The organism is Stenotrophomonas sp. (assembly GCF_035634915.1).
In the GTDB taxonomy this organism is placed as follows: domain Bacteria; phylum Pseudomonadota; class Gammaproteobacteria; order Xanthomonadales; family Xanthomonadaceae; genus Stenotrophomonas.
The window spans coordinates 217,176-239,597 of the sequence record NZ_DASQCB010000001.1 but is presented as its reverse complement, the minus strand read 5'-3'; the positions used below and the strand labels follow the sequence as shown (position 1 = coordinate 239,597).

At 67.2% G+C, this 22,422-nt stretch carries 22 protein-coding genes; 13 read left to right on the top strand and 9 right to left on the bottom strand.

The features are described from left to right. The first annotated feature begins 66 nt into the window (after nucleotides 1–66). Together VER16_RS01120 and VER16_RS01115 are read left to right on the top strand one after the other, a co-directional pair. Nucleotides 67–750, top strand: coding sequence for a type 1 glutamine amidotransferase domain-containing protein (locus VER16_RS01120; protein WP_324805032.1), 684 nt, complete (start codon nucleotides 67–69; stop codon nucleotides 748–750). A gap of 117 nt (nucleotides 751–867) precedes the next feature. Further along, nucleotides 868–1,263: a hypothetical protein gene (locus VER16_RS01115; RefSeq protein ID WP_324805031.1), complete on the top strand. Its 396-nt coding sequence runs from the start codon at nucleotides 868–870 to the stop codon at nucleotides 1,261–1,263. Between the two features lie 15 nt (nucleotides 1,264–1,278). On the opposite strand, the gene VER16_RS01110 is transcribed toward VER16_RS01115, so the two are convergent. Further along, entirely contained in the window at nucleotides 1,279–1,707 is a 429-nt protein-coding gene (locus VER16_RS01110) for a hypothetical protein (protein ID WP_324805030.1), read from the bottom strand. Between the two features lie 416 nt (nucleotides 1,708–2,123). Here VER16_RS01110 and VER16_RS01105 point away from each other — a divergent pair, with 416 nt between their 5' ends. Both VER16_RS01105 and VER16_RS01100 read left to right on the top strand, forming a co-directional pair. Next, on the top strand, nucleotides 2,124–2,864 hold the full coding sequence (locus tag VER16_RS01105) for a DNA/RNA non-specific endonuclease (RefSeq protein WP_324805029.1): 741 nt from the start codon (nucleotides 2,124–2,126) through the stop codon (nucleotides 2,862–2,864). A gap of 113 nt (nucleotides 2,865–2,977) precedes the next feature. Continuing rightward, on the top strand, nucleotides 2,978–3,901 hold the full coding sequence (locus tag VER16_RS01100; protein WP_324805028.1) for a GAF domain-containing protein: 924 nt from the start codon (nucleotides 2,978–2,980) through the stop codon (nucleotides 3,899–3,901). A gap of 142 nt (nucleotides 3,902–4,043) precedes the next feature. Here VER16_RS01100 and VER16_RS01095 read toward each other — a convergent pair whose 3' ends face one another. Beyond that, nucleotides 4,044–4,604, bottom strand: coding sequence for a cysteine hydrolase family protein (locus VER16_RS01095; RefSeq protein ID WP_324805027.1), 561 nt, complete (start codon nucleotides 4,602–4,604; stop codon nucleotides 4,044–4,046). Between the two features lie 203 nt (nucleotides 4,605–4,807). Continuing rightward, complete coding sequence (locus tag VER16_RS01090; protein WP_324805026.1) at nucleotides 4,808–5,467, bottom strand: NAD(P)H-binding protein; 660 nt, start codon at nucleotides 5,465–5,467, stop codon at nucleotides 4,808–4,810. A gap of 412 nt (nucleotides 5,468–5,879) precedes the next feature. Between VER16_RS01090 and VER16_RS01085 the strand changes: the two genes are divergently transcribed. Further along, a complete protein-coding gene (locus VER16_RS01085; protein ID WP_324805025.1) occupies nucleotides 5,880–6,281 on the top strand; it encodes a response regulator in 402 nt (133 codons plus the stop codon). Here VER16_RS01085 and VER16_RS01080 read toward each other — a convergent pair whose 3' ends face one another. Further along, complete coding sequence (locus VER16_RS01080) at nucleotides 6,282–7,178, bottom strand: SDR family oxidoreductase (RefSeq protein ID WP_324805024.1); 897 nt, start codon at nucleotides 7,176–7,178, stop codon at nucleotides 6,282–6,284. A 106-nt stretch (nucleotides 7,179–7,284) separates the two neighbouring features. Here VER16_RS01080 and VER16_RS01075 point away from each other — a divergent pair, with 106 nt between their 5' ends. Both VER16_RS01075 and VER16_RS01070 read left to right on the top strand, forming a co-directional pair. After that, the gene (locus tag VER16_RS01075) at nucleotides 7,285–8,106 is read left to right on the top strand and encodes a helix-turn-helix transcriptional regulator (protein ID WP_324805023.1); all 822 of its coding nucleotides are present in this window, start codon (nucleotides 7,285–7,287) and stop codon (nucleotides 8,104–8,106) included. Nucleotides 8,107–8,217: 111 nt separating this feature from the next. Then, entirely contained in the window at nucleotides 8,218–8,913 is a 696-nt protein-coding gene (locus tag VER16_RS01070) for an HAD family phosphatase (protein ID WP_324805022.1), read from the top strand. A gap of 58 nt (nucleotides 8,914–8,971) precedes the next feature. On the opposite strand, the gene VER16_RS01065 is transcribed toward VER16_RS01070, so the two are convergent. Beyond that, nucleotides 8,972–11,224 carry a TonB-dependent siderophore receptor gene (locus VER16_RS01065; protein WP_324805021.1) on the bottom strand — a complete coding sequence of 751 codons (2,253 nt, stop codon included), beginning with the start codon at nucleotides 11,222–11,224 and terminating at the stop codon, nucleotides 8,972–8,974. Between the two features lie 226 nt (nucleotides 11,225–11,450). On the opposite strand from VER16_RS01065, the gene VER16_RS01060 reads away from it, so the two are divergent. The 3 genes from VER16_RS01060 to VER16_RS01050 all read left to right on the top strand — a co-directional run bounded on the left by VER16_RS01060 (nucleotide 11,451) and on the right by VER16_RS01050 (nucleotide 14,698). Beyond that, nucleotides 11,451–11,729, top strand: coding sequence for a hypothetical protein (locus VER16_RS01060; RefSeq protein WP_324805020.1), 279 nt, complete (start codon nucleotides 11,451–11,453; stop codon nucleotides 11,727–11,729). A 216-nt stretch (nucleotides 11,730–11,945) separates the two neighbouring features. Further along, nucleotides 11,946–14,132, top strand: coding sequence for a hypothetical protein (locus VER16_RS01055; protein ID WP_324805019.1), 2,187 nt, complete (start codon nucleotides 11,946–11,948; stop codon nucleotides 14,130–14,132). An 80-nt stretch (nucleotides 14,133–14,212) separates the two neighbouring features. After that, on the top strand, nucleotides 14,213–14,698 hold the full coding sequence (locus tag VER16_RS01050) for a TspO/MBR family protein (RefSeq protein ID WP_324805018.1): 486 nt from the start codon (nucleotides 14,213–14,215) through the stop codon (nucleotides 14,696–14,698). Here the strand turns inward: VER16_RS01050 and VER16_RS01045 are convergent. Further along, nucleotides 14,679–14,960, bottom strand: a complete 282-nt coding sequence (locus VER16_RS01045) for a hypothetical protein (protein WP_324805062.1) — start codon at nucleotides 14,958–14,960, stop codon at nucleotides 14,679–14,681. The two genes, VER16_RS01050 and VER16_RS01045, sit on opposite strands and share 20 nt — an antisense overlap. A gap of 336 nt (nucleotides 14,961–15,296) precedes the next feature. Between VER16_RS01045 and VER16_RS01040 the strand changes: the two genes are divergently transcribed. The 3 genes from VER16_RS01040 to VER16_RS01030 are packed head-to-tail and all read left to right on the top strand — an operon-like array spanning nucleotide 15,297 to nucleotide 20,396. Continuing rightward, the gene (locus tag VER16_RS01040; protein WP_324805017.1) at nucleotides 15,297–17,534 is read left to right on the top strand and encodes an ATP-binding protein; all 2,238 of its coding nucleotides are present in this window, start codon (nucleotides 15,297–15,299) and stop codon (nucleotides 17,532–17,534) included. Beyond that, on the top strand, nucleotides 17,531–17,998 hold the full coding sequence (locus VER16_RS01035) for a response regulator (protein WP_324805016.1): 468 nt from the start codon (nucleotides 17,531–17,533) through the stop codon (nucleotides 17,996–17,998). The genes VER16_RS01040 and VER16_RS01035 overlap by 4 nt, the downstream gene beginning before the upstream one ends. Beyond that, nucleotides 17,991–20,396 (top strand): response regulator, encoded by a 2,406-nt coding sequence (locus VER16_RS01030; RefSeq protein ID WP_324805015.1) that lies wholly within the window; start codon nucleotides 17,991–17,993, stop codon nucleotides 20,394–20,396. The genes VER16_RS01035 and VER16_RS01030 overlap by 8 nt, the downstream gene beginning before the upstream one ends. Here VER16_RS01030 and VER16_RS01025 read toward each other — a convergent pair. Genes VER16_RS01025 through VER16_RS01015 form a run of 3 tightly spaced genes read right to left on the bottom strand, consistent with a single transcriptional unit; the run spans nucleotide 20,362 to nucleotide 22,372 of the window. Then, a complete protein-coding gene (locus VER16_RS01025; RefSeq protein WP_324805014.1) occupies nucleotides 20,362–21,048 on the bottom strand; it encodes an NAD(P)H-binding protein in 687 nt (228 codons plus the stop codon). The genes VER16_RS01030 and VER16_RS01025 overlap by 35 nt on opposite strands. 20 nt (nucleotides 21,049–21,068) lie before the next feature. Continuing rightward, nucleotides 21,069–21,752 (bottom strand): ChrR family anti-sigma-E factor, encoded by a 684-nt coding sequence (locus tag VER16_RS01020; RefSeq protein ID WP_324805013.1) that lies wholly within the window; start codon nucleotides 21,750–21,752, stop codon nucleotides 21,069–21,071. Further along, a complete protein-coding gene (locus VER16_RS01015; protein WP_324805012.1) occupies nucleotides 21,749–22,372 on the bottom strand; it encodes a sigma-70 family RNA polymerase sigma factor in 624 nt (207 codons plus the stop codon). The genes VER16_RS01020 and VER16_RS01015 overlap by 4 nt, the downstream gene beginning before the upstream one ends. Nucleotides 22,373–22,422 lie beyond the last annotated feature (50 nt).

Below are 22,422 nucleotides of genomic sequence, written 5' to 3'. Positions count from 1 at the left end.
TGTTTTTTCACGACCGAGCCATAGACGACCGGTCTACTTCCTCATCCTTCCAACAGGAGCACCCCCATGAAAGTCCTCATCGTTCTGACCTCGCACGACCAGCTTGGCGACACCGGGCACAAGACCGGCTTCTGGCTGGAGGAACTGGCCGCCCCCTACTACGCCTTCAAGGATGCAGGCGCGGAGATTGTGTTGGCCTCGCCCAAGGGCGGCCAGCCGCCGCTGGACCCGAAGAGCAACGAGCCGGCGTTCCAGACCGAACTGACCCACCGCTTCGAAGCCGACGCCGACGCCAAGGCGCAGCTGGCCGCGACCGTACGCCTGGACAGCGTCAGCGCTGCCGACTTCGACACCGTGTTCTACCCCGGCGGCCACGGCCCGCTGTGGGATCTGGCCAATGACGCGCATTCCATTGCGCTGATCGAATCGTTCGTTGCCAGCGGCAAGCCGGTCGGCCTGGTCTGCCACGCACCGGGCGTGCTGCGCCAGGTCAAGGCGCCCGATGGCAAGCCGCTGGTCGCCGGCAAGCAGGTCACCGGCTTTGCCAACACCGAGGAAGACGCGGTGGGCCTGACCCAGGTCGTGCCCTTCCTGGTGGAGGACATGCTGAAGGACCTGGGCGGTGACTACAGCAAGGGGCCGGACTGGGGTTCGTACGTGCGCCGCGATGGCCTGCTGGTGACGGGCCAGAACCCGGGCTCGTCGGCCGAAGCCGCAACGGTGCTGATCCAGGCAGTCGCCAAGGCCTGAGCACCATGAAGGAGCGATCCGGCGCACACGCCCGGATCGCTTCGCTTCCCCGTGCTACGGTGCGCACACAGGCAAGCTGCGTCTCTCCCAGAGCATTCCCCTCACCGGGCAGTTCCCATGAAACGCAACCAGGCGACACCCACCACGTCCACCGATTCGGTGCCGCCCGATCTGTTCGGCGCCCTGCGCCAGATGCTGCTGCGTCATGGCGATGGCCTGCTCGTGGTCCACGACACGGACCAGCATTTCTACGCCAACTGCCGCACGCCGGCCGCCAATGGCAAGGCACAGTTCTTCGGTGCGGTGAAGGTATCCGGGCGCAAGCACGCCTTCCACCTGATGCCCATCTATGACCATCCCGATCTGCTGGCTGGCATCAGTCCGGCCCTGAAGCAGCGCATGCAGGGAAAGTCCTGCTTCAACTTCGACCGCTGGGATGAGCCATTGCTGCAGGAGCTGCAGGCGCTGGTGGACCAGGGCGCCGCCCAATACGCATCTGAGGGCAGGCTCTGAGGCCTGCCGGCGCGCCTAGCGCTCCCGGCAGCGCAGCCACCCACCCGACGGCGAGGCCAGCTGTTCCCAGCCATTGGCCAGGCGCCGGAAGGCCTGGCCGCCAATGCAGGCGGTGCCGGTGCGCTTGGCTTCGGCTGAACCCAGCGCAGGCAGCACTCTCACCTCGGTGGAGGGGCCGGGACGACCGGCCTGGCGGGCCTCGTTCTGCAGCGTAGCGGCCTCGACCCCATCGCAGTACGCCTTTGCGGCGGGATGCGGATGCTTTGGCCACGCGTACTGCGCGCAGTTGAACGGCGTGGTGCTCTTCGCCATCGAGTTGTGCGCTGGCCGCGGCGCGGCTGGCAGCGGCTTGCGCGCGGGGCCGGTCGCGGAGCGGATCTGCTGCGCGGCGGCCGGAAGTGCGGCGACCAGCAGCCACGCCAGCAACAGGGGGCGAACATCCATGACCTGTCCTCGTTCCTTGAGTCTGCACTGCGGTGGCGCAAGCGCGTGACGCGTCACGCTTCCGATGGATCAACGCACTGATTCTGCCGCAGATCGCCTGGCGGCCGATACAGGCGCGCGCGCCTGCCATGCGCCCGTTTCATCCTGTGGTCTGAGATCTGACACACGCCGGACGCTTGCGCCGGGTCACAACTCCGGACATCCAGCGTTGACCTGAAAGCGACACACACTGACGCTTACGACACCGCGCGCCACCTCGGTGGCCAGGGAGCGCGGTCGAGTTCCTCCTGCATGGCCGGCACCCGCCGGGTTCCAACCGCAGTCCTCACCCACCTACACGCGCAGTGCCTCCGCATGGCGAACGCTTTCGCCGTGATGGCGTCCTGCGTCCTGGAAAACCTGACGGAGACACTGCAATGCGCCTTGCCACGTTCCTGTTCGCCCTTGTCCTCAGCACCATCGCCGGCACCGCCCATGCGGAAACGGTCACCCTCAACAAGGGCGGCTTCGTGCTGACCTATGACTGCAGCATCCACAGCGCCACGCGTTACGAATACACCCTGCTGGCCGATACCGGCACGGCCAAGCGCCCGTCCAGCTTCTACAAGGACACGGACCTGCCTACCGGCTGCCTGGGCCAGAACAGCACCGCTTCGTACGCCAGCGTGCACAGCGGCTATGACCGGGGGCATCTGGTGACCTCCAACCATATGGACTACGACGCCACCTACATCCGCCGCGCCAACTACATGACCAACATCGTGCCGCAGGTGTCCAGCTTCAACCAGGGCATCTGGGTGAAGGCCGAGAACGTGGCCGAGTGCTACCGCGATATCGCGCCGGTGGATGTCTATGGCGGTGTGGTCTACGGCGATGCGGCCAACGACTACTTCCTGGCCAGTCACGGCATTTCGACGCCCGAATTTTTCTGGAAGACGATCATCACCCGCGATCCCGGCACCGGTACTGCAAAGGCCATCAGCTGGATCATTCCTAACGAAGCCAACCTGGGCAGCCTGGACAGCTACTTGGTGACCATCGCCGATCTGGAAGAACTGCTTGGCGCCAGCTACGTGGCGATCAACGCGCCGGCATCGCTGAAGAACATGCTGCCGGCCACGACCTGGCCGCAGCCCGCAGGCTGTGATCTGGGCTGATGCCCAAACGCCGCACCCATGCGCCCAGGTATGGCATGGGTGCGGCGGTGGTTCATCCATCCATCGCAGGCGTGCTCTAGCATGGAGCCGTCCATTGCCTGCCCGGGAAGACCATGACCGACCACGCTTCGACCGCTTTCACCGAATCCGAACGCCAGCAGGCGCTGGACGCCCTGCATGTTGTCGGCAGCCTGCCCGAACCGGCCTACGATGACATCGTCAAGGTGGCGGCCGCCGTCTGCGGTACGCCGATGGCCCTGGTGACCCTGATCGATCGCGATCGGCAGTGGTTCAAGGCCCGCATCGGCGTGGATGGCAGCGAAACCGACCGCGACGTGGCGGTGTGCGACCACGCGATCCGCCAGCCCGATCAACTGCTGGAAGTGGGCGACCTGAAGCAGGACACCCGCTTCGTCGACAACCCGGTGTTGAACGAGATGGGCGCGCGCTTCTACGCGGGCATACCGCTGGTGACCCGCGAGGGCGCGGCGGTGGGCAGCGTCTGCGTGGTCGACCTGGCCCCGCGCTCGCTCAGCCAGGAGCAGCGTGAGGCCCTGCAGGCCCTGGCCCGCTTGACCATGACCCTGATGGAAGCGCGCAGCCGCGAGCGTGAGCAGGAGGTGGCAACGATCCTGGAACAGAGCCCCTTGGTGGATGCCGGCGAGGTCAGTGGTACGGCCTGGACCGTGGTGATCCTGGAGCTGCAGGACCTGGCTGGCCTGGCCGGGCAGCTGGGTGAGCGCGGTCTTGAGCGCCAGCTGCAGCAGCTGGACGCCGCGCTGGAGCAGTGCCTGGACGTGGCCCGCGGCGACAGCATCAACCGGGTGACCGGCAGCGGCGAGTTCATCGCGGTCCTGGGCAGCGACCACGCCGGGCAGACCCTGGCAGCCCTGCAGGCGGTGGCTGATGAGGCCTGCGCGCGTCTGCCCCGGCCTCTGCTGCTGGGTGCGGCGGGCGGCAGCAGTGGTGAGAGCACCACTGCCGTGTTCCTGCGCGCCGACCAGGCCCTGAGCGCCCGCAAGGACGCGCTGCGCTGAGTCATCAGGCATCGGCAGCCGCCAACCTGGGTTGGCGCTGGCGTATCGATGTGCCCACCAAGGTGGGCACCTACCCAAGCCGTCTGGTGGCCGCCAACCTTGGTTGGCGCTGGCGTATCGATGTGCCCACCAAGGTGGGCACCTACCCCAAGCCGTCTGCCGCGAACGTGCAGTCTGCGCTGGCGACGAGGCTGACGAAGGCTCCGCCCAGCGTCGCGTTGTGGTGATCGACGATACGCTGCGCTTCCAGCACGGGTGAATCGGTGGTGGTGTGCGCGTCGGCCACCAGCATGGCCGCGAACCCGAGGTCGCGCGCGACGCGACTGGTGGTATCGACGCAGAAGTCGGTCTTCATGCCGACGATCACCAGTTCCTCCACGCCGGCTTTGGCCAGCCGTTCGGCCAACCCGGTATTGAAGAAGCAGTTCGGCCGGGTTTTCTCGAACACGGTGTCGCGTGCGGGGTCGATCGCCAGTTCGGCCAGCAGCTGGGACAGCGGACTGTCGCTGGCCAGCGGCGTACCCGCAGGGCCGACATGGCGTGCGGCGAACACCGGCGCACCAGCCGCATGTGCGCGCCCGATCAGTGCATTGATGTTGGCCAGCACTTCGTCAGCGCGGTACGGGCGACGCGTGCCGTTGAACAGGCCGTGCTGCATGTCGATGACCAACAGGCCGCGACGAGGGATTCGGGAAGGGCTCATGGGGTTTCTCCTGCGGGGTGGGCACGGACGGAGAAACGAAAAGACCCCGTCCATGACTGGCGGGGTCCTGAGGGGTGGCGCTACATCACGTCACGTAACGACCTCACGACCTGCCAGCGGCAGTCGTGGTGGTAGTGCTGATGGTGGAGGCTCGGAAGACCATGCATCCGATGCTGCGTCACCGCGTTGTCGTGGTCAACCCCTCACGCCGGCGACAGCGCCTGCAGTGCATCGAACACCGGAGTTTCGCCCTCGGTGAGTTCGATGATGCAGCGGCACAGCGGCGGGTGCTCGATCAGCGCCAGCAGCGTGGCGGCCACATCAGCGCGGGCGACGCTGCCGTAGGGAATGGCCAGGCCCGCCCGCACCCGGCCCGTGCCGGGTTCGTCGGTGAGCGTTCCGGGGCGCAGGATCACCCAGTCCAGCGGGCTTTCGGCGAGGTGCACGTCCGCACGCTTCTTCACCACCATGTAGTTCTCGAACGTATCCGACAGGTGCTTGCCACGCCCGGCCTCCGGGAAGGCCGACACGAGCAGGAACCGGGGTACCGCCGCCCGCTGGGCTGCTGCGACGGCCAGTTCCAGCCCGCGACCATCGATCGCATCGGTCATCGACGCGCCGCCCTTGCCACCGGCACCGGCCGAGAACACCACCACGTCGCAGCCCTGCATCGTTGCCGCCAGCGCGGCGACATCCAGCTGCAACAGGTCGCCCTGCACCGGCCGTGCGCCGAGCGCCGTGAGTTCAGCTGCCTGGTCCTGGCCGCGATGCAGGGCCAGTACGCGATGGCCACGTGCGCTGGCCTGCTCGACGAGGGAACGGCCGACCTTGCCGGCTGCGCCGACGATGAATACCTGGCTCATGCTGGATCCTGTGACGGGGGTGATCCAGTGTGGCGCGCAGAAAACCAACACAGCGTGATCGCCCGTGATGGGCTCCGGTGGACGCCAGCCTTGGTGGGCGCCCTGGCTGGATGGGCTTCGGTAGGGGCCAACCTCGGTTGGCGTCCTGGCCTGCACGTGTTCCGGTAGACGCCAACCTTGGTTGGCGTCCTGGCCTGCCCGTGCTCCGGTAGACGCCAACCTTGGTTGGCGTCCTGGTCCTTCGGCCCACCAAGGCGGGCACCTACCAGGACCGTTCACGACCGCCCGCCGACCACGACCCGCATCCATCGCGTCATGCGACCTTCGCGCCGCGCACACGGCAGCGAGCCGCTGGCTTGATGCGGGAAAGCGGAAACTGGTCCCGCCATCGCCCAACGAGCACGACCTGCGCATGCAGAAGTACCGCACTGAACAAACGCAGGAGCATTGCCTGCTGCTGGTGGAAGACCAGCTGGATCTCGCCGAACTGGTTGAAGACGCCCTGGCCGATGAAGGAAACACCGTCACCCACGCCGACAGCGTGTTCGAAGCGTTGAACCTGCTGCGGAAGGAGCAGTTCGACGCCGCCATCCTCGATATCGAGCTTGGCGACGGCGTGGTGTTCCCGGTCGCCGACCGGCTTGCGGAACTGGGCGTGCCGTTCCTGTTCGCCTCCGCCGTCTATGACCAGGTCGTGCCGGCACGCCACCAGAAGGCACGCTTCGTCGCCAAGCCCTTCCACATCCCGCAGCTGCAGGAGGCGGTCAACCAGACGCTTGCACTGGCAAGGGACCGCCGCAGCGCGCAGCCGTAGTCAGCGCCCTGCGCGGTAGTCCATCGCCTGCAGATCCTGCAGCAGCGTCGGGCCACCCGGTTGCCAGGCAAGGCGTTGCCGGGTCAGTGCACTCGATGCGGGCAGATCCATCCCGGCGAACAGCGCGAACCAGCCAAACATCGCAGCCGCTTCGTCCTGCGTGATGCTGCGCACCGGCACGTCCAGCCCCGCTGCCACCACCTCGGCGATGCGGCGCGCACGGATGCCTTCCTCGGCCACGGCGTGGTAACGCTCACCGGCGCGACCGTGCTCCAGCGCCAGGCAGTACGCACGGGCGACGTCGTCCACATGCGCCGCCGACCAGCGGTTTGCACCTTCGCCCACGTAGGCGGCGACGCCCTGCTGCCGGGAAATCCCGATGAAATAGCTGATCAGCCCCTGGCGGACGGTATCGTGCACCTGCGGCAGGCGCATCACCCGCAGGTCCACGCCCGCCTCCAACAGGGCATTGCCTGCGCGTTCGGAGGCGATGCGCGGGTTGCCGTGGCCGGGATTGAACACCGTCTCCATCGCCGGCTGGCCGGGCTCGGTTTCACCCATGCCGACGCCGGAGGTGATCAACAACGGTCGCGCCGAACCCGTCAGCACCTCGCCCATTGCACCGATCACGGCGGCATCCTGCTGGCAGTTGGCCGCAAAGCGACTGAAATCGTGGTCGAAGGCGGTGTGGATCACCGCATCGGCCGCCTCGGCACCGGCGCGCACGCTGGCGAGGTCGCCCAGTTCGCCGCGCTGCACCTCGGCACCTGCGCTGCGCAGTGCCTCCGCGCCCGCATCGGAGCGGGTCAGGCCGATGACCTGATGGCCTGAAGCCTGCAGGTGCTGGAGTACGCGGCGGCCGATGAAGCCGGTAGCACCGGTCAGGAATACACGCATGAAGTCTGGCTCCACTGGAAAGTCGGCTCAGTATCCCGCTCGCCGCATCCTGTTAAAGTAGTGACGTTATACAGGTATAGAAACTGACAGGCAGGCGGTCACCGGCATGAACCAGCATTCGCTCGGGGAGTTCCTCAAGAGCCGTCGCGCACGGCTGGATCCGGCAAGTTTCGGCTTCGAAACCGGTCGCCGGCGCACGCCCGGCCTGCGTCGCGAAGAGGTCGCGCAGCGCGCCAGCATCAGCCCGACCTGGTACACCTGGCTGGAACAGGGCCGCGGCGGCGCGCCGTCCGCCGAGGTGCTGGACCGCATCGCCGCCGCCCTGCGGCTGACCGACACCGAACGCGAACACGTCTACATGCTGGGGCTGGGCCGCCCGCCGGAAGTGAAATACCGCAGCGGCGACAGCATCTCGCCGCGCCTGCAGCGGGTGCTGGACGCCCTGCCCTACAGCCCGGCGCTGATCCGCACCCCGACCTGGGACGTGGTCGCCTGGAACCACGCCGCCACGGTGCTGCTGACCGACTACGCGCAGGTGCCGGCCCGCGAGCGCAACATCCTGCGCTTCATCTTCAGCAACAGCCGGGTGCGCGCGGCGCAGGACGACTGGAGCAGCGTCGCCCGCTTCGTGGTCGCCTCCCTGCGTGCCGATGCCATCCGCGCCGGTGCCGAAACCGAGGTCGCCGGGCTGGCGGCCGAGCTTTCAGCCAGCAGCCCCGAGTTCGCAGCGCTCTGGCGCAGCAACGATGTGGCCAGCGAGGGCGACGGCAGCAAGCGGCTCAAGCACCCCGAGCTGGGCCTGCTGGAACTGGAATTCTCAACCTTCGCCGTGGAGGCGCGCCCGGACCTGTCGATGATCGTCTACAACGCCGGCACCCCGCAGACGCTGCAGCGGATCGCCGCGTTCATCACTGCCCGCCTTCCGTAGCGTCGAGCTTGCTCGACTGCGCACGCCTTCCGTAGAGTCGAGCTTGCTCGACTGCGCACGCCTTCAGTCGAGCAAGCTCGACTCTACAAAGCGCGTTGCAAGGAGTTCCACATGTCCCCCTTCCCCTTCGATGCCGTGCTGTTCGACTGCGACGGCGTCCTCGTCGATTCCGAGCCGCTGGTGGCCCGCGTGCTCTCGGAAATGCTGAGCGAGCGCGGCTGGCCGCTCACCCAGCAGCAAGCGGCAGAGGTCTTCCTCGGCAAGTCGGTCGCCAGCCTGGCCGGCCTGATCGAGGAGCGCACCGGTAAACCGTTCACCGACGCGTGGCTGGATGCGTTCCGCCACCAGCGCAATGTGGCACTGGAACGCGACCTCACTGAAATTCCCGGCGCGCCGGGCGCCGTACGTGCCATCCAGTCGGCCACCGGCGGCAGGATCGCCTGCGCGTCCGGCGCCGATCTCCTGAAGGTGCGCCTGCAGCTGGACAAGATCGGCATCCTCGATGCCTTCGCCGGGCAGATCTTCAGCGGCCAGGACCAGCCGCGCACCAAGCCGCACCCGGATGTGTACCTGGCGGCCGCCGCGGCACTGGGCGTGGACCCGACCCGCTGCGCGGTGATCGAGGATACGGTGACCGGCGCGACTGCGGGCGTTGCCGCCGGCGCGACGGTATTCGGTTACAGCCCCGGCGGCCAATACCACAGCACGCCCGAAGCGCTGCGCGCAGCCGGTGCCCAGGTGATCTTCGAGTCCATGCACGACCTGCCGGCCGTGCTGGCAACCTACGCTGCCAACGCGACGGCGTGATTGAAGCAGCCGCCGCCCCGTCCGGGAGCGGCGGCATTCCCGCATCAACGGGTGTACGTCACCAGGTAAAGCGCGCCGTGGCGGTGACGGTGCGGCCGGTGCCGTAGTAGCACGAGGACACACCGGTGCAGGTCGACACGAAGCGCTTGTCGGCCAGGTTGCTCAGGTTCAACGACAGCTGGGTACCGACCGCGCCGTAGTGGCCGATGTCGTAACGGATGGCTGCGTCCCACAGCGTGTAGGACGGAATGCCGTAGAGGTTGGCACTGTCGCCGTAGCTGCTGCCGTTGTAACGCATGCCCGCAGCCAGGCTCAGGCCTTCCAGCGGACCGCCCTGGAAGGTGTAGTCACCCCACAGCGCAGCGGTCCAGTCCGGCACCATCGCCAGTTGCTTGCCGGTGTAGCCGTTGTTGCTGCGGGTCACTTCCGAATCCATCCACGACGCGGCACCGATCACGCTGAAGCCATCCAGAGGCGTGATGCGGCCTTCCAGTTCGACGCCGCGCACACGGCCTTCGCCGTCCTGCACCTGGCACTGACTGGTGCCGGTGGTGCCGCAGGTCCTGTGGTTGATGTCCGGGTCATCGGTCAGCACGTTCTGCTGACGCAGATCGTACGCAGACAGGGTGATGAGGCCATCGAAGCTGGCCGGCTGGTACTTCAGGCCCACTTCCCACTGCTTGCCGGTGATGGGGTCGAACGGCGTACGGTCGTAGGACTGGGTGGCCGTACTGCCAGCCGGCTGGAACGATTCGGCATAGCTCAGGTACGGGGTCAGGCCGTTGTCGGCCACATACAGGATGCCGGCGTTGCCACTGAAGGCTTCGCTCTTGATGCCGCTCGGCGTGCGCGCGCCATAGCGGTCGGTCGCCACGGTGTAGCTCTGGGTCCAGGTGTCATCCTTGGTCCAGTCATAGCGGCCGCCCAGGGTGAAGCGCCATTTGTCCAGCGCGATCTGGTCCTGCAGGTAGGCACCGGTCTGGCGGTTGATGCCACCGGAGTAGCTGATCGAGGTGGTGGCCGGGATGTAGCCGCTGTACACGGGGTTGAAGATGTCGATGGCGGTGGGCGTATCGGTGGTCGTTCCCATCGCGCCACGCGCGGCGGTCCAGTCGGCCTTCTGCCAGTCCACACCCAGCAGCAGCGTGTGCTCGGCGGCACCAGTGCTGAACTTGCCGGTCAGCCGGGTATCGGCGGTGTCACCGCGCGAGTCGCCCTCGCCCCAGGTGGCGCGGCGCGTCTGTGTGCGTCCATCTGCATTCAGCGCGCCATTGGTCACCACGGTGCGGAACGTCGAATCCACGTTCAAGCGGCGCGCGCTCTGGCTCAGCGTCCAGTGTTCGTTGAACGCGTGCTCGAACAACCAGCCGGCCGACCAGATGGTGCGGTCGTAGGTATTCCAGGTCGGCTCACCAATGAAGGTGCTGTTCTTCATGTGGCCATAGGGCGTGGCGACCAGGGTGCCGGCCATCGGCAGGAACTGGTAGGTGGAGCCACCATCGTCGCGCTGGTACAGGCCCAGCAGGGTCAGGCGGGTGCGCTGTGCCACCTGGAAGGTGTAGCTGGGCGCGAGGAACCAGTGTTCCTGGTCGGTGTGCTTGATCTGGGTATCACCGTCGCGATACAGGCCCACCAGGCGGCCCAGGTGGCGCTTGTCATCGCTGCCCGCCCCCACGTCGAAGGCGGTGCTGTACTGGCCGTTGCCATCCACGCCCAGCTGCAGCACCTGCTGCTGGTCCGGCGTGGGCGTCTTGCTGACCTGGTTGACCATGCCACCCGGAGCCACCTGGCCGTACATCACCGCCGAGGGGCCCTTGAGCACCTCCACCCGGTCCAGGTTCCAGCTGTCGATCATGGTGCGGTTCCACTGCCCGCCCTGCGGCGCGCGCATGCCATCGACGGTGACGTTGTTGCTCCAGCTGCCGGCATCGAAGCCGCGGATGCGGAAATCATCAACGCGGTTGTCGATACCGCTGCTTTCCAGCGACACACCGGCCACATAGCGCATCGCATCGTTGAGGGTCTGCACGCCGCGCGCATCCAGTTCCTCGCGCGCGATGACCGACACCGACTTGGCCATCTCGGCCACCGGCGTATCGGTTTTGGTGGCGCCCGAACTGTGGGTGACGGTGCGATAGGCGTTGACGTGCACGGCGTCGAGATCGGTCGGCGTGGCTCCATCGGGCGCCTCCGGCGCGACCTGCGCGGCCACGGGGGCGGCAAGCATCATCGCCACGGAAACGGACAGCAGCGAGCGCATCGGCGCACGGGCAAGGGAACGGGAACGGGAACGGGAACGGGTTACAGACATGGGGGGACCTGCTCTGAAGAGGCGCGCCTGGGGCGGCGGCAGCGGCGCTGGTTAAGGGCGCGTTAAATCATAGCAGATGCGAATGGTTCCCACTACCATTGAGCGACAATCGGTCGCAGCCTGCGTTGATGACCGGCCGAGCACGGCGCCTTAACCAGGCTTCCCTATGCTGGCTGCGCGTCGCGCACCTGCGGCGCATCCGCAATGGAACGCACGAGGAGAATGCATGACCCGTCTGCACAGCCTGACCATCACCGCCGCCCTGCTGGCCATCAGCCCGCTCGCCATGGCCGAAACGGTGAACCTGACCAACAGCGCCGACGGCGCCAACCGCGATGCCGGCATCACCGCAGTGAAGAAGAAACTCACCGACGCCTGCACCGAGCGCAAGGGCACCCCCGATGCCGAGTCGTTCGAAGTGGTGTTCGAGAAGACCAGCGAGAACCCGAACGTGCCCAAACCCTATTACGTGGACGGCAGGATGCAGTGCGAACTGCCGGGCTGACATGCCTGCGGGCATTGCCGCCCCTGGTATATGAGGTGGCTGCCGGCGCAGCCACCTTTCCGCAGCCGGCATGGTCCTGGCGCGCCTGAGCATCCCTGCTGCCGGGCTGCGCATGCGCTGCTTGCGATCACCGGCAGGCAGCAGTGGCGGGCATTCACATCACCACGCCCGCGTGTTGGGGATAGTGACGCACTTCCCAACCCTTCATGAGCCCGGATGCGCGCCTTTCCCGCACGTTTCAAGCAATGGCCACGCCACTGGCGGGTGCTGGCCTGGAGCGTCGCCGGTGTCTACGCCCTCTACCTGCTGGCGGGCAACCTCTTTCTCAACACGCCGCTGTTCGACCTGGTCACCAACCGCAAGCCGCAGAAATTCGTGATGCGCACCGGGCCGGCGATCACCCTGCTGCCAGGCCATGTCATCGCCTGGAACGTGCACATGCGCGGCCATGTGAACCACACCGTCTATGTGCTGCATGCCGACCGGGCCAGTGCGCGGCTGGCCGTGTGGCCGTTGTTCCGCCGCGAGGTGCGCGTGCCGCACCTGCAGGCCAGTGGTGTGTCGGCTGAAGTCACCCGAGTGGACGATGTGGTGCCGCCGCCCCCACGCGGCAATCAGGGCTGGACCCTGCGCTTCGATGCCATCCGCAGTGATTCCATCCAGCACGCCCGCTTCGGCAGGCTGCTGATCATCGGCCAGGGCCGCGGCACCGTCGGCTTCCGCAAGCAGCTGCGCGGTGGACCGTCGGAACTGTATGACTCGCAGGTGACCTTCAGCGATGCCAGCGCCAGCTACGACGGCGTGCAGCTGCTGGACGCCATGAAGGTGGACGCGCGCTTCGGCTATCCCTGGCACTACCGCGACCAGGCGCCCGGCATCGCCAAGTTCGACATCCTGCGCGGCGCGTTGAAGGTGGATGCCCGCAGCCATGGCATACGGGTGGACACCGATGCGCGGACGCTGGCGGTATCCAGCTCGCCCAGCACGGGCCAGCTGCAGGCCGACATCACGCTTGACCGCGGCACCCTGCAGCCAGGCAGCCGCGCCGTGTGGCGGGTGCCGCTGCAGGCCGGTGCCGGCGCGCCCGATCGCGGCACGCTGGCCGTACAGATGGATGCCGCACGGGACATCCGCCTGCAGGCACGGCTGCCGGCGCGCGAGGGTACGGGTGCTTCGCTGGATGCCGACCTGCACATCACGGGGCGGAAGATTCCCTTCCGTGAGCCCGGCCAGCTGATCGAGCGCACCTCCGGTCGCATGCAGGGCGAATGGACCTTCACCTCGCTCAACTGGATTCCCGCCCTGTTCCTGCGCAAGCCGTGGGTGCAGCTGGACGGCGGCGGCACCGTACGGGCCGATCTGCAGCTGAAAGCCGGTGAGCTTGCAGCGGGCAGTACGGTGGACATCCCCGAAGCGGCGGCAACGGCCGAGGTGGCAGGCGTGCGCATGACCGGTACGGCCAGCGCACACGGCGAGCTGGCACCCGGCAGCCCCACCCGCGCCACGCTGGATGTGCGGGTGCCACGGTTCGACGCACGTGCGGGCGGTGCAAAGGGGGACGCACTGTTCGACGGGCGCGACCTGTCACTGCAGCTCAGCGGCGATGGCCGCCTGCGCGAGTTCCGCAAGGACATGCGTGCGCGCCTGCGCTTCAGCAACGCCACCATTCCCGACCTGACCGCCTACAACCGCTACCTGGGCAAGGGCCAGGCCACGCTGCTCGGTGGCACCGGCACGCTCACCGGCGATGTGGAACTGGATACGGAAGGCCGGGTCGGCCATGGTACCGCCACCCTGGTCGGCAACGGCGCACGCCTGCAGGTGGCCGGCCTCGATCTGCGTGGCACCGCCCAGGTGGACGCCACCCTGCGCCGCGCCGACTTCGCCCAGCGCTACTTCGATCTGTCCGGCACATCGGTGCAGCTGCGCGACGTGCAGGTTGGCCAGCAGGAGCGGAAGGCACCCTGGCAAGGGCGGGCACTGTTCAAACAGGGGCGGATCGATGCCCAGGCGCCGTTCCAGGTCGATGCCAGCGCCGATCTGACCCTGAGTGATGCCGGCCCGTTGCTGGGAGTGTTTGCCGAACGCAGCGACTATCCGCGCTGGGCGCTGTCGCTGCTCGATGCCGGGCAGGTGAACGCACGCACCCGCCTGCGCTGGCAGGCCGGCCATCTCATGCTGGATGGCCTGCAGGCAGAGAACGAGCGCCTGTCGGTCCGCGCCCGGCTGGATCTGCTCGACCAGCACAAACGCGGTGACCTCTACCTGCGCTGGGGCCTGCTCGGTGCGGGCATCGAGCTGGACGGCAAGCAACGGCAATGGCACCTGGCCGGCGCGCGCGAGTGGTTTGACAGCCGCCCGGCCCTGCTGCCTGCCGATGGAGCGTCTGCTGCACCTGACTGACGCAGCGGAACGTGGTGCATCCAATCGCCCCACGCAGTGCGTAGACAGACTGCAGCAGAACCAGAAGTTGAGGATCAGTGATGAATCACAGAAGACAGGTGTTCGGCCTGCTCGGCTGGCTGGGCTTGACCCTGGCCGCGGCGGCACTCGGGGCGCGCGCCTCGATTGAAGCGGCGGCATTCTATGGCCAACTGGCGTTGCCCGGCTGGGCGCCACCTGCCAGCGTGTTCGGCCCTGTCTGGACGGCGCTGTATCTCATGATGGCGATCAGCGCGTGGCTGGTGTGGCGCCGCGGCGGCTGGCGCAGCCACCGCGCCACGCTGGGGCTCTATGTCACACAGCTGGTGGTCAACGTGCTGTGGAGCTGGCTGTTCTTCGCGTGGAAGCTCGGCGCGGCAGCGTTCGTCGACATCCTGCTGTTACTGGTCCTGATCGTGGCAACGATGCTGGCCTTCGCACGCCGCACGCCGCTGGCGGCATGGCTGCTGCTGCCCTACCTGGCCTGGGTCAGCTTCGCATCGGCGCTCTGCTACACCGTCTGGCAGCTCAATCCTGCAGTGCTGTAGCCATGGGCGATACGGCAGGTCCGACAACGGCACGCCACCGCCGCAGCGCAGCCCCCGTGAACGCCTGCTGGCCGCAGCCCGAAGGACAGCGCAGCAGCCTGGCCGACGACGTACTGATCAACCCTGCACCTTCTTCTGCCTTGAACACTGTTTCGCAGGCCAGGCAGCGGGCGACCAGCGCGTACAGGTGGACGATCCGCCCGCTGCAGGGGTCCTGCAGCGCATTGACATCCATCAGCTCGAAGCAGGCACTGTCTGGCATCGCGCGGCGGGGGAACGGGCGGTACTGCCCAGCGCAGGGAACGGAGTTGTGCAGGTCCACGAAGCGTCGCCAGAGAGAGAGTCGCTCCACTGTAGGCAGCGCCGCGTGCAGCATGCGTGCAGTACAGATGCAGCGGCTGCGAAGACATGGCGGAATGGCAAGAGGTTCTTCCTGAATTGTTCAGCGCTTCACTCCCGCGCTTCTGCTTCAATGAATGGTATGCGAATCACGCATTTTGCTTCACCATATCCGCATGGATTCATCTTCCAACCCACGAGCACCACGGCGCGCATGCCGGCGCTTGGCGTGTGCTCCGAATCGTGAGCAGCACGAGTGATGCCCATTGCTGATAGCGCCGAGGATGCCGCGCTGGATCTGTGCGCGCGTGAACCCATCCATACCCCGGGTGCGATCCAGCCCTACGGCGTGTTGCTGGTCATCGACCCGCAAAGCCTGCAGGTGCGTGAGCGCGCCATAAGCGACCCGGCACTGCTGGAGCGCTTCGGCGATCCCTTGGGCCAGGGCGTGGCGGACGTACTGGGCGGTGCGCTTGCGGGCTGCATCGAGCGCGCCGGCCAGGTTCCCCTCGACGGTTCGGCACATCTTGGCGCCATCGAGCTGCCCGGAAGTGGCCTGCACCAGCTGCTGGCACACCGCTCACCGCAGGCGTTGCTGCTGGAGCTGGAATCGCCCGTGGCCGGCCAGCCGACCTCGCTGGAAGCGCTGTATCCGGCCATCCGCGCATTGATGGCCGCCATCGAAACCGCTGCCACCGTCGAATCCCTCTGCCAGATCGCCGCCGAGCACATGCGTGCGATGACCGGCTTCGACCGGACCCTGGTCTATCAGTTCGACAGCGGCTGGAATGGCATCGTGATTGCCGAAGACGGCAACGGCGTGCTGCCCTCCTACCTCGACCTGCGCTTTCCCGAGTCGGACATCCCGGCGCAGGCGCGCGAGCTTTATCGCCGCAACCGCGTGCGCCTGATCGCCGATGCCGACTACACGGCAGTGCCGCTGCTGCGTACGCCGGAGCATGCGAACGCCGCGCCGACCGATCTCAGCCTGTCGGTGCTGCGCAGTGTCTCGCCGGTGCACCTGCAGTACATGCGCAACATGGGCACCGGCTCGTCGATGTCGGTGTCGTTGATGCACGAGGGCCAGCTGTGGGGCCTGGTGTCGTGCCACAGCGCCGCACCGCGCCGCCTGCCCTACCCGGTGCGTACCGCCTGCGAGTTCATGGGCCAGATCGTCTCGCTGCAGATCGCGCTGAAGCAGCGCGCCCATGCCGTGGAGGAACGCATCCAGCGCCGCTCGGTGCTGGTCAAGCTGCTGGGCCGCATGGCCGGCGACGAAGAGTTCATGGCGGCGCTGCGGCAGGATCCCGTCAGCCTGATGTCGCTGACCAATGCCGCCGGTGCGGCCATCGTGCACAAGGGTGACTGCCTGCGTGTCGGGCAGTGCCCCGAACCCGGCGCTGTGCTCGATATCGCCCATTGGCTGGCCGAAGGCCATGCGGGTGACGAGGTCTATGCCACCGACCATCTTGCCAGCCAATGGGCACCCGGTGCCGGGCTGTCGGCGCTGGCCAGCGGCGTGCTGGCGGTGTCCATTTCGCAGCTGCACGACAGTTTCCTGATGTGGTTCCGCCCCGAGGTGGTGCGCACCGTGCGCTGGGGCGGCGACCCGCGCAAGACTGCGGCACCGGGGACGGTGCTGTCACCACGCCATTCCTTTGAAGCATGGAAGGAAACCGTGCAGCAGCGCAGCCTGCCCTGGACCGATGCCGACCGCGATGCCGCGCACGAAATGCGCACGGCCATCGTCGACATCGTGCTGCGCAAGGCCGAAGAGATGGCCGAACTCAACGAACAGCTGCTGCGCAGCAACAAGGAACTGGAAGCATTCTCCTACTCGGTCAGCCACGACCTGCGCGCGCCGTTCCGCCACATCGTGGGTTACTCCGAACTGCTGGGCAGTTCGGCAGGTGACCGGCTGGACGACACCGAGCGCCGCTTCCTGGACACCATCGTCGAATCGGCAAAGTCGGCCGGGACCCTGGTCGATGACCTGTTGAGCTTCTCGCAGATGGGTCGCTCCACCCTCGGCCGCATGCACCTGGACATGGGCGCGCTGGTCGCCGATGTGCGCCGCACGCTTGCCTTCGACTACGCCGGGCGCCAGATCGACTGGAAGGTCGGCGAACTGCCCGCCGTGGAGGCCGACCCGACCATGATGCGCCTGGTCTGGCAGAACCTGCTGTCCAATGCGGTCAAGTTCACCCGCGAGCGCGAGCACGCGGTCATCGAGGTCGGCTGCGAACGCGACGGGGAGGAAGACATCTTCTTCGTCCGCGACAATGGCTGCGGCTTCGACATGCGCTATGTCGACAAGCTGTTCGGCGTATTCCAGCGCCTGCACCACGTTGAAGAATTCGAAGGTACCGGCATCGGCCTGGCCAATGTCCGCCGTATCGTCGGCCGCCACGGCGGCCGTACCTGGGCCGAAGGCGAACTGGGCAAGGGCGCCACCCTGCATTTCACCCTGCCCCATCACAACGGAGAACACCCATGAGGGATCTGCGGCCCATCCTTCTGGTTGAAGACAGCCCCAAGGATGCCGAACTGACCATGGCTGCGCTGGCGCGCTGCCAGCTGCTGAACGGCGTCGTGCACGTGCGCGACGGTGCCGAGGCGCTGGACTACCTGCGCTGCGAGGGCGCCTATGCCGGTACCCATCATGGCGGCCCGGTGGTCGTGCTGCTGGACCTGAAGCTGCCCAAGGTCAACGGTCTGGAAGTGCTGGAACAGGTGCGCGGTGATGCCGCCCTGAGCAGCACCCCCATCGTCATGCTGACTTCCTCCCGCGAAGAGCAGGATCTGGTGCGCAGCTACCAGCTGGGCGTGAACGCCTTCGTAGTCAAGCCGGTGGACTTCAAGGAGTTCTTCGACGCCATCCAGGGGCTGGGCATGTTCTGGGGCATCACCAACCAACCGCCGCCCCACCCTTTCTCTGGAGCTGGCACGTCCAATGCGTGATGGCATGCACCGCCCCGCACACCTGCGCATCCTGATGCTGGAAGACAGCGCCCTGGACGCAGAGCTGATCACCGCGCAGCTGAAGCGGGCCGGGCTCAACTTCGAGGTCGAGCGCCTGTGGACCCGTGATGCCTTCATCGCGGCGATCGACAGCGACCGCTTCGACGTCATCCTGGCCGACCACGTGCTTCCGGGATTCGACGGCGACGCCGCCCTCGACCTGGCGCGCGAGCGCGCACCGCACATTCCCTTCATCTTCGTCTCCGGCACGCTCACTGAAGAGCTGGCGGTACAGGCGTTGACCCGCGGCGCGCGCGACTATGTGGTCAAGCAGCGCCTGCAGCGACTGCCCGATGCGATCCGTCGCGCGCGCCAGGAAGCCACCGAACGCGGCCAGCTGGCGCAGGCCAAGGCCGCGCTGGACGAGAGCCAGGCGCAGCTGCAGCAGATCACCGATGCAGTCCCCGCGCTGATCGCCCACCTGGACACCCAGCACCGCTACCGCTTCGCCAACAAAGCGTTCCTCGACTGGCATGGCGTTGAGCTGGACAGCATTCTTGGCCGAAGCGCCGAGGACATCAGCGGCGCGGAAGCCTTCGCCAACGCCCTGCCAAGCCTGCAACGGGTACTGGCCGGCGAACGCGCCAGCTTCCAGACCACGCTGGTGCACCGCAGTGGCGAGTCACGTTTCGTGCAGATGGACTGCGTGCCCGAGCGGTCTGCCGATGGCACGGTAACCGGCTACACCTGCCTGGGCAGCGATGTTTCCTCGCTCAAGCGCGCCGAACTGGCCCTGCGCGAGGACAACGAATCCCTCGAGCGCCAGGTGCAGGCGCGTACCGTCGAACTGCAGGGCAGCAAGCGGCGCCTGCAGGCAATCTTCGAATCCAGCTTCCAGCACCAGGTGCTGCTCGACACTGCAGGCCTCATCGTCGACGCCAACGTCGCCTCGTTGGCGGCCGTGCTTGCCGAGAAGGCGGATGTCGTCGGCCTGCCGTTCTGGGAATCTCCGTGGTTCGCCGGCACGCCGGAACTCGCCCCTGCGGTCGACCAGGCCGTGGCCGAGGCGGCGCGTGGGCGCAGCGCCGTGCAGGCCATGGATCTTGAACTGCCGACCGGTCGCCGCAGCTTTGATTTTTCCTTCCGCGCGCTGCAGGGCGCAGACGGCGCCATCACCGCCGTGGTCTCCGAGGCGGTGGAAACCACCGCGCGCATCCACGCCGAACACGCGCTGCGCCAGGCCCAGAAGATCGAGGCCGTAGGCCAGCTGACCGGTGGCATCGCCCACGATTTCAACAATATCCTCACCGTGATTGCCGGCAACATCGAGCACGCCCTGCTGCTGAGCCAGCGCGACAGCCAGCCCGGCAACATGACCGCGCGTGCACTGGACAATGCCCTGAAGGGTGTCGGCCGCGCCGCCAGCCTCACCCAGCGCCTGCTGGCCTTCGCCCGCAAGCAGCCGTTGCGCAGCCAGGCGGTCAACCTCAACGATGCCCTGCTCGGCATGCAGGACATGCTGCAGCGCGCCCTCGGTGAGCTGGTGCAGCTGGATATCCGTACCGGCGAAGGGATCTGGTGCATCGAGCTGGACGTCAGCCAGCTGGAAGCCTCGGTCTTGAACCTGGCCGTGAACGCGCGCGACGCCATGCCCGGTGGCGGCCGCCTGGTGGTGGAGGTCGACAACAGCCACCTCGACCACGACTATGCCGCCCTGTTCCCCGATGCGCTGCCCGGCGAGTACGTCATGCTGCGCGTCCGCGACAACGGCCACGGCATGTCAGCCGATACGCTCGCCAAGGTATTCGAACCCTTCTTCACCACCAAGCAGGTGGGCCGCGGCACGGGCCTGGGGCTGTCGATGGTCCACGGCTTCGTCAAGCAGTCCGGTGGCCACGTACTGATCGATTCGGTGGAAGGCGGCGGCACCAGCATCACCATGATGTTCCCGCGCTCAGCGATGGCGCTGCCCTGCGACACCGTCGCGCCCAGCACCGGGCTGGCCGACTACGAACCCCACGAAGAGACCATCCTTGTCGCTGAAGACAACGACGATGTGCGCGCGTACACCGTCGAGGCCCTGCGTCAGCTGGGCTACCGGGTGCTGGAAGCACACGATGGCCCTTCTGCGCTGCGCCTGCTGGAGCGCCCGGACGCCAGGGTCGACCTGCTGTTCTCAGACGTCGTGATGCCGGGCATGTCCGGCTGGGAACTGGGGCGGGAGGTGCGCGAGCGCTGGCCTGAGGTCGCCGTACTGTTCACCTCCGGCTATCCGCGAGACCACGACGCTGCCGGCAGCAAGGGACGCACCGCGCCGCTGCTGTCCAAGCCGTTCACCCGCAGCGATCTGGCCGAATCGGTGGTCAGCGTGCTGAAGATGCGCGCGCCAGCCGGTTGATCTCCGCACACTCCACCACTGCCGGTGGTGCGGGCATGCGCGCCAGTGCGATCATCGCCTGGCCGATGGCACGGTTGCTGGTGGTCAGCATGGGCAGCAGCACCTCGGCCATCGCCATCAGTGGCCGGGCCAGCAGATAGAACGGCTTGAGCACGACGTGCCGCGTGCCGGTGCCAGCCACCGGACGTACGCCGGCCGGGCGCAGCATCACCGCACGCAGCGGCAACTGGGCCAGCGCCTGCTCGATTTCACCCTTCACCCTCAGCGGCATGATGCGGCTGCGCGGGTTGGCCTGCGCGCCGGACACATATAGAAAGAATCCTCCAGGATTGGCTGCCGACCATGCCTCGGCCACCGCCTGGGTGACCTGCAGCGTGACCCTGCGATACTCCGCTTCCGGCGTACCCACGGGCGGCGCGCCTGCACAGTAGAAGCAGGCATCGAAACCGGAAAGCGCCTCGCCCAGCGCAGTGCACTGCAGGAAATCGGGCAGCACGATCGCATCGACATCAGCGGGCAGACTCCCGGGCCTGCGTACCAGCGCCACCACCTGTGCGACGTGCTGCGATTCCAGGCAGGCCTGCATCACGCCCTGCCCGACCAGTCCGCTGGCGCCCACCAGCAGCACCCGCATTGCCTTGCTGTCGCCCATCGGGCATTCCCTCCAGCGTTCTAGAGCTTGACGAACCGCTGGATCTTCCGCGCCAACCAACCACTGAACACCAGTGGCGCATCCAGCGCGGACACACAGATGCAGGGCACGCCCGGCGCGGTCACCGGCTGGTGCTCGACATCCTCGTCCAGATCGGCCACATCGCCCGGCGCAAACAGACCCAGGGCATCATTGTAGGCACCCCGCAGGATCTGGGTAAGCTCGCTGCGGCCATGGCTGTGCATGGGCAGGCATTTACCCGGTGCGATCTTGAGCATGATCAGCGAGGGCATCTGTGCTGCGCGGATGCAATGCACGCCCGGCGCCATCCAGCGCCAGTGCAGGCCGCTGAGCGAGCGACCGAAGTACGGGTGCAGCGAAACAGGCAGGTGATCCGGATCCACCTCGGTGCGCGTTACCGGCGGCTCCACCGGGCGTGCCACCGGCACCGCAGCCACGACCGGCAACGGGCGCTCGATCTCAGCCAGCATGGCCGCACGCAGCGCCTGGCTGCGCCCGCCCACTGCCACGGGCTGGGTCTGTTCGACCAGGGCCGCACCGATGGCCTCAGCCTCGCGCAGGCGCTGGCGGCAATGCCCGCACTGTTCCAGATGCGCGCCGGCAACCACGCTCAACGGCGCCGGCAGCGCACCGGCGGCGTAGCTCAGCAGCGTGGATTCGTCCAGGTGATGGTGCGGGCTCATGGTGTGCCCCCCACCTTCGACTGCAGTTGCAGGAACGCCCGGCGCAGGTGCGACTTCACCGTGCCGAGCGGCATGCCCAGCGCCTCGGCGATCTCGCCGTGGCTCCTGGCCTCGAAGTAAGACATGCGCACCAAGCGCGCCTGCACGGCCGGCAGCTCGTTGATCCGCTGGCGCAGGCGCGCCTGGTCGGCGTAATGCTCGGCGCTGCTGTGTGATGGCATATCGCCGCAGGCCGCCGCTTCCACGGCGGCCTGTACCTGCATCCAGCTGCGCTCATGGCGCACCCGGTCGATCTGCAGGTTGCGCGCGATGCGGTACAGCCAGGTACTCAGCGCACCCTGCGCCGCATCGTAGTCGGCCGCCCGCAGCCACAGGCGAAGCAGGCTTTCCTGGGCCAGTTCCTCGGCCACCGCCTCCGGTGCCCCCAGGCCGCGCAGGTAGACACACAGGCGCGGCATGAAATGGTCGTAGATGCGCATGAAACAGCTGCGGTCGCGCAGGCGCGCCACACCGTCCATGTCACCGGTCCAGTTCGTCGGCTCGTTGCTCGGCTGCTGGGAACTGGACACGATGCGCGCGGTGTCGAAGTCAAAGGGAGGGCTGGCGGCGTCAGGGTACATCCGGGCGGTGATCGGGCAGGTGAAGGGTGTCTGGGTGCTGTACGCAGCCG